Annotated in this window: 12 protein-coding genes and 2 pseudogenes; 4 read left to right on the top strand and 10 right to left on the bottom strand. The window is 70.7% G+C overall.

The genetic code is table 11. The features are described from left to right. Nucleotides 1–25: 25 nt before the first annotated feature. Nucleotides 26–349 carry a CU044_2847 family protein gene (locus ACFVX9_RS29955; RefSeq protein WP_387984500.1) on the bottom strand — a complete coding sequence of 108 codons (324 nt, stop codon included), beginning with the start codon at nt 347–349 and terminating at the stop codon, nt 26–28. A gap of 504 nt (nt 350–853) precedes the next feature. Here ACFVX9_RS29955 and ACFVX9_RS29950 point away from each other — a divergent pair. After that, entirely contained in the window at nt 854–2,755 is a 1,902-nt protein-coding gene (locus ACFVX9_RS29950) for a DNA/RNA helicase domain-containing protein (protein WP_387984498.1), read from the top strand. A gap of 128 nt (nt 2,756–2,883) precedes the next feature. On the opposite strand, the gene ACFVX9_RS29945 is transcribed toward ACFVX9_RS29950, so the two are convergent. Beyond that, nucleotides 2,884–3,801 (bottom strand): phosphorothioated DNA-binding restriction endonuclease, encoded by a 918-nt coding sequence (locus ACFVX9_RS29945; RefSeq protein ID WP_387984496.1) that lies wholly within the window; start codon nt 3,799–3,801, stop codon nt 2,884–2,886. A 261-nt stretch (nt 3,802–4,062) separates the two neighbouring features. Between ACFVX9_RS29945 and ACFVX9_RS29940 the strand changes: the two genes are divergently transcribed. Next, the gene (locus ACFVX9_RS29940) at nt 4,063–4,668 is read left to right on the top strand and encodes a hypothetical protein (protein ID WP_387984494.1); all 606 of its coding nucleotides are present in this window, start codon (nt 4,063–4,065) and stop codon (nt 4,666–4,668) included. A 386-nt stretch (nt 4,669–5,054) separates the two neighbouring features. On the opposite strand, the gene ACFVX9_RS29935 is transcribed toward ACFVX9_RS29940, so the two are convergent. The 4 genes and pseudogenes from ACFVX9_RS29935 to ACFVX9_RS29920 form a co-directional block, all read right to left on the bottom strand. After that, nucleotides 5,055–6,014 carry a hypothetical protein gene (locus ACFVX9_RS29935; protein ID WP_387984517.1) on the bottom strand — a complete coding sequence of 320 codons (960 nt, stop codon included), beginning with the start codon at nt 6,012–6,014 and terminating at the stop codon, nt 5,055–5,057. Continuing rightward, a complete protein-coding gene (locus tag ACFVX9_RS29930) occupies nt 6,004–6,642 on the bottom strand; it encodes a recombinase family protein (RefSeq protein WP_387984493.1) in 639 nt (212 codons plus the stop codon). Before ACFVX9_RS29930 ends, ACFVX9_RS29935 begins: the two co-directional genes overlap by 11 nt. Nucleotides 6,643–6,764: 122 nt before the next feature. Beyond that, nucleotides 6,765–7,106 (bottom strand): annotated as a pseudogene (locus ACFVX9_RS29925) (family 1 glycosylhydrolase); the annotation flags it as partial. Nucleotides 7,107–7,220: 114 nt separating this feature from the next. Then, a pseudogene (locus ACFVX9_RS29920) lies at nt 7,221–7,522 on the bottom strand (family 1 glycosylhydrolase); the annotation flags it as partial. A 210-nt stretch (nt 7,523–7,732) separates the two neighbouring features. Between ACFVX9_RS29920 and ACFVX9_RS29915 the strand changes: the two are divergent. Beyond that, the gene (locus ACFVX9_RS29915; RefSeq protein WP_363377142.1) at nt 7,733–7,957 is read left to right on the top strand and encodes a hypothetical protein; all 225 of its coding nucleotides are present in this window, start codon (nt 7,733–7,735) and stop codon (nt 7,955–7,957) included. 165 nt (nt 7,958–8,122) lie between these two features. Here the strand turns inward: ACFVX9_RS29915 and ACFVX9_RS29910 are convergent, their stop codons facing one another. Genes ACFVX9_RS29910 through ACFVX9_RS29900 form a run of 3 tightly spaced genes read right to left on the bottom strand, consistent with a single transcriptional unit; the run spans nt 8,123 to nt 12,086 of the window. Beyond that, on the bottom strand, nt 8,123–9,520 hold the full coding sequence (locus ACFVX9_RS29910; RefSeq protein ID WP_063350413.1) for an NAD(P)/FAD-dependent oxidoreductase: 1,398 nt from the start codon (nt 9,518–9,520) through the stop codon (nt 8,123–8,125). Next, complete coding sequence (locus ACFVX9_RS29905; protein ID WP_380371794.1) at nt 9,517–10,923, bottom strand: cytochrome P450; 1,407 nt, start codon at nt 10,921–10,923, stop codon at nt 9,517–9,519. The genes ACFVX9_RS29910 and ACFVX9_RS29905 overlap by 4 nt, the downstream gene beginning before the upstream one ends. Then, a complete protein-coding gene (locus tag ACFVX9_RS29900) occupies nt 10,920–12,086 on the bottom strand; it encodes a terpene synthase family protein (RefSeq protein WP_387984491.1) in 1,167 nt (388 codons plus the stop codon). The genes ACFVX9_RS29905 and ACFVX9_RS29900 overlap by 4 nt, the downstream gene beginning before the upstream one ends. 262 nt (nt 12,087–12,348) lie before the next feature. Between ACFVX9_RS29900 and cpt the strand changes: the two genes are divergently transcribed. Continuing rightward, entirely contained in the window at nt 12,349–12,915 is a 567-nt protein-coding gene (gene cpt, locus ACFVX9_RS29895; RefSeq protein ID WP_380371799.1) for a chloramphenicol phosphotransferase CPT, read from the top strand. Nucleotides 12,916–12,991: 76 nt separating this feature from the next. Here the strand turns inward: cpt and ACFVX9_RS29890 are convergent, their stop codons facing one another. Next, the gene (locus ACFVX9_RS29890) at nt 12,992–13,756 is read right to left on the bottom strand and encodes a class I SAM-dependent methyltransferase (RefSeq protein WP_380371802.1); all 765 of its coding nucleotides are present in this window, start codon (nt 13,754–13,756) and stop codon (nt 12,992–12,994) included. Between the last annotated feature and the right edge of the window lie 2 nt (nt 13,757–13,758).

Below are 13,758 nucleotides of genomic sequence, written 5' to 3'. Positions count from 1 at the left end.
CCCTTCCCGGCTGACGTGCACGTTCTCAGGACTGCTTCCACCTCAGACGCACGGCAAAGTTCACCTCTGCTGTGCCCTTGGCGATGATCACGCTCGTGTCGCCTCCCACTTTGAGGCCGAACTCCAACTCGACCTCGTCAGGACTGAGCGATCGCACGGTCTGCACCACACTGGCCAGTGCCGGCCTCACCTGTTCAAGTGCTTCGTCTAGCGTGACCTTCGCACGCCCAACCACACCGCTGCCACCCGCAGCGAGTTCGAGATCCGAGCCTGCGAGCCGACTGTCCACCTCGAAGACGGCGACGGACCCGGCGCTTCCCCCCAACTCCACGGTGAGCAGTTGATCCATCGGTCCCCCCGACGTTGAGCCGTCCGAACGTAACGGCCTGGTGGATTCGCTGGCCTGTCGAGCTCTGCCTGCAGGTCGCATCAGAGTACGACCCCGGCCCACCCTTCTGGCCTGGAATCGTCCAACTCGTACACCCGTCAACTCGTGTCGGCCGAACGATCACGTGCTGACGCGCTTAGTCTCGCCTGAGCCACCAGCGTAATCGCGCCGATCGAGAAGGCTGGACCGACAGCCTCGCCGACCACCCGCACGACAGCCCGTGCTCCCGTACGGTGACGGCGTGAGGCCAGCCCCTGTGGTGCTGCTAGCCATGCAAGCCTCCTGCGCCAGCCGATCGCGGCACCAACCGCGTCGGTGAACGCTGGCGCATCTGTAAGGCGTTCGGATACGAGCTCAGTCTCCCCGTTGTAGGTTTGGCCCTGTCATCAGCGCGGCCCGCCGGGCTTCCCTCCAGGGACATGCCCCCACCCGCACGAGTCACTTCGTGCTGCCTGGGAGCATGTCTTGCTGTTCCGCGACTCCGCGTCCGCGGTCGCCGCCGAGAGCCTGGCCGGATCACTGTTCGTGCGCCTCATCGAACAGTTCGTGCACAAGCACGGCCACAAGCCGAGCCCGTCAGAGGTGCGCTCCTGGGAGCGGAGCATCCCGGTCCTGACCAATGCTCTCCTGGACGCCGGCCTCGGCATGGTCGAGGTGCTCCTCGAGTACTCGCTGCCGCTCAACAGCAAGCGCGCGGACGTCATACTCGCCGGCGTCCACCCCAGCACGGGCGAACCGTCGTACGTGGTGGTCGAGCTCAAGCAGTGGAGCAACGCGCTTCCGGAGGACGGCGAGCCGCTGCTCTGCCGGGTCGACGCCTACACCCGGCCGGTACTGAACCCGATCGAGCAGGTCCGCGGCTACTGCGACTACCTGATCTCCTTCAACGGCGCACTCGCCGCCCGTCCCGAGCGGCTGTCCGGCGTTGCCTTCCTCCACAACGCGACGGATTTCGGCGTTCAGGGCCTCTACGAGGTGCCGCAGGACAATCGCGGCCGGCTCTTCACCGCCGAGCGCCGCGGGGAGTTCGTCCAGTACCTCCGCTCGAAGCTGAAGCCGGTCTCCGGCGCGGAGGCGGCGGACCAGTTGCTCGCGGGCAAGGTGGCCCCGTCCAAGCAGTTGATGGCGGTCGCCGCCGAGGAGGTCCGCGAGCGCGAGCAGTTCGTCCTGCTGGACGAGCAGAGGGTCGCCTACGAGCTGGTGCTGCGCGCGGTCCGTCAGGCGCAGCAGTCCGATCACAAGGAGGTCGTCGTCATCACGGGCGGTCCCGGCACCGGGAAGAGCGTGATCGCGCTGTCCCTCCTGGGTGATCTGTACCGGCGTGGTGTCACGGCTCTGCACGCGACCGGGTCGAGCTCGTTCACCACGACCATGCGCCGGATTGCCGGGGCGCGGAAGAAGCAGGTGCAGGAGCTGTTCAAGTACTTCAACAGCTTCATGACTGCGGAGCGCAACGGCCTGGACGTGCTGATCTGCGATGAGGCCCACCGGATCCGGGAGACGTCGGCGAACCGCTACACCCGGGCCGCGCAGCGCACCGGCAAGCCCCAGATCGAGGAGCTGATCGACGCCGCCCGGGTGCCGGTGTTCCTGTTGGACGAGCACCAGGTCGTCCGGCCGGGCGAGATGGGCACCGTGGCCCAGATCCGGGCCGCCGCCGCCGTGAAGGGCCTGGACTGCCAGGTGGTCGAGCTGGACAGCCAGTTCCGATGCGGCGGCAGCGACGCCTACCTGCACTGGGTGGTACGCCTGCTGGACCTCGAGCCCGGCGGCCCCGTCGGATGGGAGCCCGACGGCAAGGTCGCCCTGGAGGTGGTCGACAGTCCCCAGGAGCTGGAGGCGTTCCTCAACGCCCGGCGCACGGACGGGTACGGCGCGCGCATCTCGGCCGGGTACTGCTGGAAGTGGACGACGAAGGTGGCTCCGGGTGATCCGCTCCCCCTCGACGTGCACATCGGTGACTGGGCCCGGCCGTGGAATGTGTACGGCGACCGCTCGATCGCCGGCGCCCCGCCGGCCGCGCTGTGGGCCACTGACCCGGCCGGCTTCGGCCAGGTCGGCTGCGTGTACACCGCCCAGGGCTTCGAGTACGACTGGAGCGGCGTCGTCCTCGGACCGGACCTCGTCTGGCGGACCGACCAATGGATCACCGACCGGACGGCATCCAAGGACCCCGTCTTCCGCAAGTCCACCACCGACGCCGACATCGACCGCCTGATCCGCAACACCTACAAGGTGCTGCTGACCCGTGGAATGATCGGAACGGTCGTGTACTCGACGGATCCGGAGACGCGCGCCAAGTTGCGGGATCTGGTCACCGATCAGCAGGTCGGACTGGTCGAAGTGGAGCACGGCCGCCGCGACTGATGACCACTCACTGATTCCACGCGGGGCACCTGGTGCCATCCGGTCTGCGCGGCCGGGAACACGCCGCGCAGACCGGAGTCAGCCTGCACGTGGCCGAAGCTGACGGGTCAGCGATCGGGTAGCCTCCGTCAGCCCACATACGCCGGGGTCATCGGCTCCCGGGGCTCCCCCCGGAAGACCTGCTCGGCGTGCCACTGCCGGTGCTGGCCGGCGACCGATGGACTACCTGCCTGCGGGCCGATGACCGGCCGCCCGGCAAAGGCGAGCACATGCTGCCTGCTGGCCTCGCTGCGTCCGACGAAGCGCTGTGAGACGAGTATGCGGCGCCCCTCCCCCAGGCCCAGGACGCCCTTGTCGAAGAGTTTGTGGTGCAGGGAGCACAGGCACAGACCGTTGTCGACCTCGTCCGGCCCGTCGTAGGACCACCAGCGCACATGCGCTGCTTCTAGGCCGACCGCGCTCGTGCCCAACATCCCGTCGTAGCCGCAGAAGGCGCATTGGAACTCGTAGGCTTTCAAGACGAGTTCACGCATTCTCCGGTCTCGCTGCCGTCGCACCGCCCGCTCTCTTCCGCCCGTGCTGTTTCCGGTCACGCCGTCTGCCTCGGCCAGGCCCAGCTCGAGTCCGACAGCCTCGCACAGGTCGGTGTGCAGCAGTGACGGCGGGAAGTGGAAGTCCAGGAGCACCCGCGCCAGACGCCCCAGGAGCGCCGGTTCCTTCCGCAGAGCCGCTCGCAACTCGGGTGCGAGCCTTCCGGTCGCGCCACTGGCGCGGAGGACCCGCACCCCGCTTCCAGGGCTCCCGGCCCCCTGATCAGTCCTGACCTCCCACACGCCGTCACTGACCAGATGGTGGAACGGGTACGCAGGGGTCGTCGGATGGGACGGCCCGTACTCCTCGAGCAGCCGCTTCAACTCCTCCAACTCGCCGTCGGCGTCGCGCTGGAAGCTGCCCAGCGCGTACAGCAGCAACAGTGGTTTATGCGGCGCCCGAACGTCGTTGTTCGTCCACCGTCTCAACTTCGCCACCCGCTCCAGCCAGCCCATGGCCGCCCAGCGTATTCCGGGACACCGACACCACCTCAGCCTCAAGCCTCCGAGCAGGACATCGTCCTGGCATCGGCGTCGTACACGAGATGCGGTCCCGAACTGGTCGCGGAGATCCACGGGCCAATCCTCAGCCTCACCACGTAGCACTCCCTGCTCCGTGCACCCCGAGATCCCCCAATGCGCCCTTGATCCACCATGCCGATCAGCGGACCGTCAGACCGTGGAGTTGGTCATAGGACGATCGATCGGGGGATTCTCATGTCGGACGCACACTCCGCCAGTCCGTGGGCACGCACGGTATTCGGCCCCCTCGCCGCCGAGGTCACAGCAATCGTGCCTGCGTGCCTTGTCCGAGCCCACGAACGCGCCCAAGGCGGCCACGAAGGCGTTCACACGCAGACGCTCGAAGCGTACGGACACGGGCTCTACGCCGCCCAGTACGAGGAACTGTCGGCCGGCCTCTCACAGCTTCCCGGTGTTGAGCTGGTCCGTCTCCAGGCGCGTACCGTCGCTGTCGTCGCCGGCCATCTCGTCTACCCCTACCGGTACGCGAAAAAGGACGTTCCCGTGACCACTGCCAGGCTCCGCAGCGCATCAGGACTTCGCGCTGACCTCATCCGCAGGCACGGTCCCGACCCGCGTCAGGGAGAGCTGGATCTCGGCATCGAACTGCCGGACGAGGACGAACCTCATGTGGATCTCACACGCCTCTCACCGGACACCAAGCTCGTTCTCGTCGCCTACGCCTGCTCGCTGGCTGACGGTGTGGTCCGCCTGGAATGGGGATCTGCGGAGCTCCGCCGCGAAGACCGATCACTGATCTGGCACCGTCATGAACCCTTGCCTATCCCGCGGCAGCGCTGACGAAAGACCTTCTCGTGGGTGACTGCAGTGAGTTCGACCTCGTCGCAAGTCGATCTGGTGCCGCTCACTTGCGCACTGCCAAGGGCACCCCCTGGTCCCGGCAGCGCACGGTGGCGGGTGATGGCGGAGTGATGGCATCTCAAACGCCATGCTCCGCCAGCTGCCTTCTCCGAACGCTGGCAGCCATCGTGGGGTCAAGCTCTCCTGGCTGGAGGTAACCACGTGGCTGTCCACCCTGACCGTGGTCGGATCTAGCGGCGCTGGGGCTGCCGCGACGCCGACGGAAGCAGTTCGGTGCGCGGTGCCCGGGCCTTCTCGGACCACGAAGGGGCCCGGGCAGTTCGATGTCTCGGCCTGCCCGGGCCGAACGACTCCGTGGGGCTTCCTCAGCGGCTGCCCGCCGCTTCTGGCGCCAGCTCGTCGGCCCACGGGTCCGGCTCGTCGAGCCAGTGGATTTCTATGCGGGAGTCGCCGTCGAACTCGACTCCCCGGTGTCCCTTGGCGACGACCACGCGTCGCACGAGGAGCCTGATAAGTTCCCTGCGCAGCTCGTGGTCTGCGTCGTTCCAGGCCTTGCGGATGCTCGCGTCTTCGAGCAGCCAGGTGACGTCGAGTTGCTTCGGGGTAGCTGCGGCGACCTTCTCCTTCGCGGTGAGCAGGGCCGCCCGGGCCTCCGCCTGCAGCTTGGGAAGGTGGGCGTCGAAGGGCGGGTCGAAGAATCCGTCGGTTTGCTGCTTGGCCAGTCTGCGGACGACGCCCTCAGCCGCCGCGAGGGCGGCGACCGCGTCGGCGAGCTTCGCGGCGTTCTCCGGCTGCTGGTAACCGGTCCATCGCTCGGCCGCGATGACCAGCAGAGGGTCGTCGATATCGGCACCGTTCAGCCTGGAGAACCAGGCCTCCACCACCCAGTCCTCCAGGAGGTTACGACTTGCGGAGACCGGTGCCGGGCAGGTCTGACCGGCCTTGTGGCGGTTGCAGAGGTGGTTCCGGCCGTCGGCCGACGCGGCGCCGCGGCAGCCGGCACACCGGGTGGTGTCGGTCAGGAGGTGCTGCTTGCGATTGTCCACGACCTCGCGGTTCGGGAAGTTGCCGGCGGTGAGCATCTGCCGTGCCCGTGCGGCGAGTTCGCTCGGGATGGGTTCGGCCTCGTCTGCCCACACCCGTATCCGCTCCCCATTCTCGTTCCGGTACGGGATGGGGGTCCTCGGGTCGCTCGGGTGCTTGATCGTCTGCCAGCCCTCGTAGACGGGGTTGTGGATCACGTAGGAGATCATCGACACGCCCCATTCGCCGCCCAGGAGCGAAAGTACCGGATTCGGGCCGGAGTTGAACGCCCTACAGAGCAGCCGCGCGCTGATGCCGTCGGCGACACTTCGAAAGATGTGCAGGGACGACCGGCCAGAGGGTCCCGTTCGTCAGCTTGCGGTCCGTGGTGGCCTCGGTGCCGTACGGCGGGCGGCTCGACCACTGGCCGTTCTTGAGCTGGTTCTTCTTGGTGACCCTGATGTTGTAACTGAGCCGCTCCGAGTACTCCCGCGCCTGCTCTGCCCGGTCGATGATCCAGCGGCGGTCGTTGGGGTCAGAGCTGTCGAGCCGCTCCCAGTGGAAGATGACCCGCGCCTTTCCCAGCACCGGACCGATGTCGTCGATGCCCTTGCGGGTGAAGCGGTCGAGCGCGAAGCACCAGAGGGCGGGCACCTGGTCTTCGAGAACGGCGGTGAGGGCGTTGTCGAAGCCGGGGCGGGCGACGGCCGACCAGGCGGACAGGTTGTCGACCCAGACCTTGCGGACGCGGTAGTGGTTCCGCGCGGCCCACTCACGGCCCTCGGACTCCTGCGCTCGGATGGACGTGATGTCGCGCTTGTCGCCTTCCCGGACGACCTTGGACTTGCGGAGGTACAGGTCGATCTCCGGCCAGTCGGCCGGGTCCGTCGACGGGTGCCGCATCGATGCTTCATGGTGGTACGCGGGCATGGACCGGATCCTCCGGGAGGACCGCGATTGGGCGCGGCCGTCGAATGACAGTACGTTCGACGGGCTTCGGCCCACTCGTAGTTGTCGAGGAGGGACCAGGTGTAGTAGCCGCGGATGTCGATGCCTTCGGCGGCGGCGCGGGCGAGGGCGTCGAGGTGGGTGGACATGAAGTCGATGCGGGGTTGGTCGGGGGTGGTGGACTCGGTGACGGAGCAGCCGTTTTCGGTGATGGTGATGGCTGGGAGGGCTTTGCCGTACGAGTCCCGTAGGTGGACGAGGAGTTGGGTGAGGGCGTCGGGGACGACGGGCCAGCCGAAGGCGGTGTGGGGGACGTCGGGGATGTCGACGAGGGTGAAGGGGAGGCCCGGTTCGGTGGGGGCGGCGATGCGGGTGGGGTTGTAGAAGTTGAGGCCGAGGCCGTCGAGGCCGGGGGTGTGGATGAGGTCGAGGTCGCCGTCGCGCACGGCGCCGAAGATGTCGTCGGGGACACCGAGGGCGGAGAGGTCGGGGTAGTGGCCGAGAGGGTGGGGAGCGGGGTGATGCCCGACTCCAACAACGCGTCCACCAGGCGGTCGTAGAAGGCGAGTCCGGCGGGGTTGACTGTGCCCGCGCCGGTGGGGAGCACGCGGGGCCAGGAGATGGAGAAGCGGTAGCCGTCCAGCCCGAGGTCCTTCATCAGCGCGATGTCCTCGGGGTACCGGTGGTAGTGGTCGCAGGCCACCGCGCCCGTGTGGCCGTCGCGGACGGCGCCGGGGCGGGCGGCGAAGGTGTCCCAGACGGAGGGCCCGCGGCCGTCCTCCGCCACCGCCCCCTCGATCTGGTAGGCGGCGGTGGCGGCGCCCCAGCGGAACCCCGTCGGCAGGTCGTAGCGGTCCGGCATGACTGCCTCCTGACGTGAACGTGAGGGGAACTCATGTTACTGGCGCGACACCGAAACGCCAGGGGCAACCGGCCACCACCACAAGGGAACAGCCGCCACCCGCACGCCCCGACCGTCCGCGCGCCATCCCACCGGGCCCCGTCCGGTGGCCGACCGCCGGGGAGGGGGGTTGCATGGGGTGACCGGGCCCCAGCGATTCGGGAGGCTACCGTGTACGAGATGTGGGCCGAGCACGACCCGGCGGTGTCACCGCCGGCCGTGGTGTGGCACGTGGTGACGAAGAACGACTCGTCGACGTCCCTGTGCGGACGCTTCCTCGAACCCGCCCAGCGCGTCGCGCCGGCTGCGGGCGTCGAGGAGTCGGCGGGCCCGGACCGTTACTGCGATCCATGCCTGATCACCGTTCGCGAGGCCATGGCCGCGGCGGCTCGGTGACCGAAGCCTTCAGGTCGCCCTGGGGTCCACCTGAAGACGGACCCCAGGTCCGTCCGACCGATCTTGGTGGGACAGGACCTGGGCGTTCGAGGGCGGCTTCGACGGCAACGGCGTGAACAGGATTGCGGGAACGGGAGGTTGGGCGGTTCCGGCCGTCCGGGCCGGTCAGTAGGGCCCGGCCAGTGCGGCCACCCCCGGGAAGCGGGCGATCGCCTGGCCGGCGGTCGGCGGGTGGGCGCGCCGGGGTCGCAGTGCGCCGAGGGCCACCGCGGGTCTGGCCAGCCGGGCGGGTCTGGCGGCGAGGGAGAACACCTCGAAGTAGGCGGCCGAGACGGCGGGGTCGGTGAGGGCTGCGCCCAGCACCCGGCGGGTGTACCAGCGGGTGAACACGGCGGCGGGCCCGGCAGCGGTGGCGGGGTGGCTCGAAAGCGCGTCCGGGAAGCCCTCGTCCTGGTCCTTGGCCATGTCCCAGGGCGTGTCGACGACCCTGGCGATCCGCCGCTGGATCAGTGCGCTCACCCCCGGGTGCAGGCCTTCGCTGTCGACGGCGGCGCGGATGGCGGCGGCACACTGGGCGGCGACTGTCATGCCGTGCCCGTACACCGGGTTCAGCGCCGCCACCGCGTCGCCGGTGGCGGCGAACCCGGCCAGCTGGCCGCCCTCGTAGCACTCGTAGCGGCGCCGGCGGTTCAGCGTCCCGTGGCAGGTGCGGATCGGGCCGAGCGGGCGGGCGGCGCGGGCGAGGTCGTGGACGACCGGGTGGTCCAGCGCCTTCAGGAAGTCGTGGAACTCCCGCTCGCCCCGCGCGGGTTCGCCGCCACGGGTGCCGGAGAGCGTGACGATCCAGCGCCCGTCCTCGATCGGGATGATGGTGGCGCCCCGACCGGGCCGGCCGCGCCCCGGGACGGGCACGATGCTCACCACCGGGAAGCCCTCGTTTCCGCCCGGCGTCTCGAACACCCGGGCGGCGTAGGCGAGTCCGGCGTCCACCGTCTCCTCGCACAGTCCCTCGACCCCCAGGGCGCGCAGCCACTCCGGGGCGCGGGAACGGCGGCCGGTCGCGTCGACGACCAGGTCGGCCCGCAGGGTCTCCCGCGAGCCGTCCGGGTTCTCGATGTGGACCCCGACGATCCGGCCCGGGCCGCCCACCAGACCGAGGACGGAGGTGCGTTCGCGGACCGTCACGTTCGCCTGCTCGCGCAGCCGCCGCCGGACGACGTGGTCGAGCAGGTGCCGGCTGCACGCGATCAGGTAGGCCGGCGAGTCGAAGCCCTGGAGCCAGCCCGGCCCGAGGCGCATCAGCAGGCCGGCGGGGATCGAGCGGTAGTGGGCGCCGGCGGCGAGCAGGGCGTCGAGCGTTCCGGGCAGGACCTCCTCGACGGCGTCCGCGCCGCCGCCGAGCAGGATGTGGCTGAACTCGCCCTGCGGCAGGCCCCGGCGCGGGCCGGGCAGGACGGGCAGGACGTCCTGTTCGAGAACGGTGACGCTCCGGGCGTGCGGCGCCAGGGCGGCGGCGGCCAGCGTGCCGGCCAGGCCGCCGCCGAGGACGAGGGCCGTGCTCACCCGGCGGCCCCGGTGCGGACGAGGCCGTCACGGCGGGTCGCGCGCATCCACACCGGGCCGGGGCGCAGCGTGGCGAGCGGCAGTTCGCGGACGGTCCGGCCTGGGACGTGCTCCAGGTGCCAGGCCTGCATGATCGTGGCGAGCAGCAGGACGGACTCGGTCATGCCGAACTGCTCGCCGACGCAGCGGCGCGGTCCCGCGCCGAAGCCGATGAACGGGCCGCGCTGCGGGTGGACGCCCACCCACCGCTCGGGGTCGAAGCGGTCGGGCTCGGGGAACAGGGCGGGCTGGCGGTGGAGCAGGTAGGGGCTGTAGATGACCGAGGTGCCCTCGGGCAGGCGGTGCGCGCCGAGTTCGGTGTCGGTGGTGGTGACGCGGGTGAGCAGCCAGCCCGGGGAGTACAGCCGGACGGCCTCGCGGACGACCCGGGTGGTGAGCTCCAGCCCGTCCACGCTCGCCGACGTGCCGTCCACGCTCGCTGACGCGCCGGCCGCCGTGGTGGCGTCGGCCTCGGCCACGTCCGCCTCGGCTACGTTCACCCCGGTCGCGTCCACGCGGGCCGCGTCCACCTCGGCCCGGACCCGGTCGGCGATGTCCGGGTGCTGGGCGAGCAGGTGCAGGGCCCACACGGTGGAGTTGGCGATGGTGTCGAAGCCGGCGGCGAAGATCGTCATCACCTGGTCGGTGACCTCCGCGTTGGAGAGCGCCTGCCCGCCCGCGTCGGCGGCCACCAGCGTCGACACCAGGTCGCCCCGGTCCTCCGGATCCGCGCGGTAGGCGGTGACGACCTCGTCGACCAGGCGCACCAGCCGGGTGCGGGCGGCGTCGTAGCGGCGGTTGGCCGGCAGCGGGATCCGGTTGAGCCGGTGGGGCAGCAGCATGCGCCGGTAGGAGCCGCCGATGAGCAGGACGAAGTCGTCGACGGTCTCCTGGAGGCCGGTGAACGGCAGCCGGGTGAACAGGGTCGAGACCAGGCTGCGCCCGGCGGCCAGGCTCAACTCGGCGGTGATGTCGACCTCCTGCCCGTCGCTCCAGGACCCGGCCAGCCGTCGGGCCTCCCGGGCCATCACCTCCGTGTACCGCGCGATCCGGTCGGCGCGGAAGGCGGGCTGGACGTAGCGGCGCTGGCGGCGGTGGTCGGCGTGGGGGCAGGTCACCAGGCCGTTGCCGGCGAAGTCGCGGACCCGTTCGAACAGGAACCCGCCCTTGTCGAAGACCCGGTCCTCGCGCAGGACGTGCCGGGTCAGCTCCAGGTCGCAGACCACCACCGCCGAGACCGGCCCCAGTCTGATCTGGACGAGGCCGCCGTACCGGGGCAGGGAACGCAGGAACGCCAGCGGGTCGCGCAGGAACGGCACCAGGTGCCCGAGCAGCGGCAGACCGCCGGGCGGACGGGGGATCATCGCGGTGACTCCGTACGGTAGCGGGCGGCCGTCGCCGTCCAGTGGATGAGCGCGCGGGTGAAGCGGACCAGCCCGAGGGCGAAGGCCCGGACCTCGCCGGGCGACGACGGGTCGCGGGCGATGCCGTCCGCCAGGAACTCCAGCGTCGTCGACTCGGCCTCGCACAGCGCCCCGAGCCGGTCCGACGCCTCTTGGGGGGCCAGGCCCTCGTGGACGGTGAACGAGCGCAGCAGGTTCTTGCCGTTCCCGGCCGCGGACTCCCCCTCGGCGGAGTAGAGGTCGTTGACCCAGCAGACGACGTGGTTGAAGCGCATCAGCAGGTCCGCCACCCTCGGGTGCCGGAACACCTCGTCGGCGAGGTCCAGGCCGTGGGCGAGTTCGATCCAACCCGCCGCGCACGACACGGCGCCGTCCTGGTCCCGTCGGCGCAGGTACTCGGGGACGGTCTGCACGGCGCCGGCCCCGAGGTCGTGGAAGGGGGTGTCGCGGAAGGGCGCGTCGCGGAAGGCGGTGTCGCGGAAGGCGGTGTCGCGGAGCGAGGCCTCGTCGAGGTAGCCGAGCGAGGTGTCCAGGTACGCGCGGAAGTACGCCGCGTAGCGCGCCCGCCACTGCGGCGGCGTCAGCTCGACCGTCTCCCGCCACAGCACCGCGAACGCCTCGACGAGAGCGTCGCCGGGCGGCTCGATGCCATCCCAGCCGCCGTCCGAGGCACCATCCAGGCCACCGCCCGGAACGCCGTCCGGAACGCCGTCCGAGCCGCCGCCCGGAACGCTGTCCGAGTCGACGCCCGAACCGCCGTCCAGGACGTCCGTGAGCGCCCGGACGGTCCGCCGGGCCGCCGTGACGGGCCGGCCGATCCACTGGTCGTCGAAGCGGTCGTCGAGGATCCAGGTGAGCACCAGCCATTTCGCCGCCGCGACCAGCCGCGGCCCCCGGGGGACGTCGCCCCACGCCTCCGCCACCAGGTCCAGGTGGCCCTGTGCCAGGAACCCTTGGACGTCACCGCCGAGCACCCCGCTCGCCACCAGCCACGCCCCGACGTCGCGGCGGAGGGCGCCGGCCTCGCCGTGCGGCGCCGGTCTGGCGACTCCCGCGAGGAGGTCCGGGCCTCCGGGGTGCTCGGCGGCGAGGCCACACATGCCGCGGTACGACGAAACGCCCATGCCCGTGCTCCCCCTCGCTCACCACCTCCGACCGGCCGGTCGGAGAAGGACCAGTCTGGCCAGCCACCGCGACTGTTCAAAGCGCAACCATCGCTTTTCCCCCGCACGAGTGATCGCGCCGTCACCACGTCGACACGGACCGTGACCGTTCCCCGCGTGCCGCCCGGCCCCTCCCGGCACGCCCCACCCGGCCGCGGCCAGGCTCTCGCCGGGCGTCCGATATCCGGTTGGGACATGGCACCGGGATCGCTACGGTGGCGGGATGGCGACTCAGGTGATTGTGCTGAACGGTGGTTCCAGCTCGGGCAAGTCCGGGATTGCCCGGTGTCTTCAGGCGGTGCTGCCGGAGCCCTGGCTGACGGTCGGGGTCGACACCCTGATCGAGGCGATGCCCGCGTCCCTGCACGATACGGACGGGGGCATCGGTTTCGCGGCCGACGGCGGGGTGAGCGTCGGGTCGAAGTTCCAGGCCTTGCAGGCGGCGTGGATCGCGGGGGTCGCGACCATGGCGGGGGCGGGCGCGCGGGTGATCGTCGACGAGGTCTTCCTCGGCCGGGCGGAGTCCCAACTCCGGTGGGAGAAGGCTCTCGTGGGACTGGACGTGCTGTGGGTCGGGGTCCGCTGCGAGGCGGCGGTGGCCACCGGCCGGGAGCTCGCCCGGGGGAACCGGATCCTGGGGATGGCCGCTTCGCAGGCGGAATTGGTCCACCAGGGCGTGCGCTACGACCTGGAGGTGGACACCTCGCGCACCGAGTCGCTGGAGTGCGCGCGGAGGATTGCCGCCCACCTCGAAGGCGACGCCGCCGGATCCGCCCCCGTCGGCGGGTGACCCGGGGCCTGGCCCTGGACCTGGCCGACGCAGACTCGGCGTCGGTCAGGCCCAGGGCTGAGACTCGGGCCTGAGGTCAGGGGTTCTCCCGGTGCCGCCACCGCACCGGGTCGGCGGCGCCCGGCACCAACGCATCGGCTCCTGGCGCCCCGGCCCGCGCCAGCGGCCGGTAGTCGGCGCACGACAGCACGAGCAACTCGTTGTCCCCGGGCTGGAATTCGTAGTCCACCCGCTCCACGTGGCTCGGGATCCCGAGGGCGTCCAGGTGGTGGCGCAGCCCGTCCAGCTCCCCGTAGCGGACGCCGGTGTCGTACACCATGACCGGGAAGAGCCGGACTTCGCGGCGGGCGATCCGGGCGAGTTCCAGGAGGGCCGCCAGGTGGAAGTCCCCGTCCAGCCGGTTGCCGTAGGAGAAGAGCAGGTGCGAGCTGAGGACCAGGTCGAAGGAGTCGTCGGCGAACGGGAGTTCGGGCAGCGAGCCGGCGACGTAGCGGTCCGGGCGGGCGGCGATGTCGGCCTGGAAGTCACGGGCATTGGCGATCCACTGCCGGGTGAGGCGATCGGGGTCGCCGTACCACGTCCAGACGAAGTCCGATGCCTCCCTGACCAGTTGGTCGCGCTTGTGCCGGGTCTCCCGTTCGACGAGGACGCCGAGGTCCTCCCGGTGGTGGGCGTACTCGCGGTCGACGGCCACCGCGTCGATGCCGCGCCGGCCGGCCTCGGCCGTGAAGGCCGCCGCGCCGCCCGGGCAGTCCAGGATGCGCCGGCCGGGGGCGAGGTCGAGGTCGGTGAGCGCGAACATCGCGCGGTACTCGTCGAAGGAACGTGCGCTGACCAGCACGG

It is taken from the genome of Kitasatospora sp. NPDC058243 (genome assembly GCF_042882025.1).
Taxonomy (GTDB): domain Bacteria; phylum Actinomycetota; class Actinomycetes; order Streptomycetales; family Streptomycetaceae; genus Kitasatospora.
Note: the sequence above shows the minus strand (reverse complement) of the source record. Positions and strands in the feature narration are given on the sequence as shown.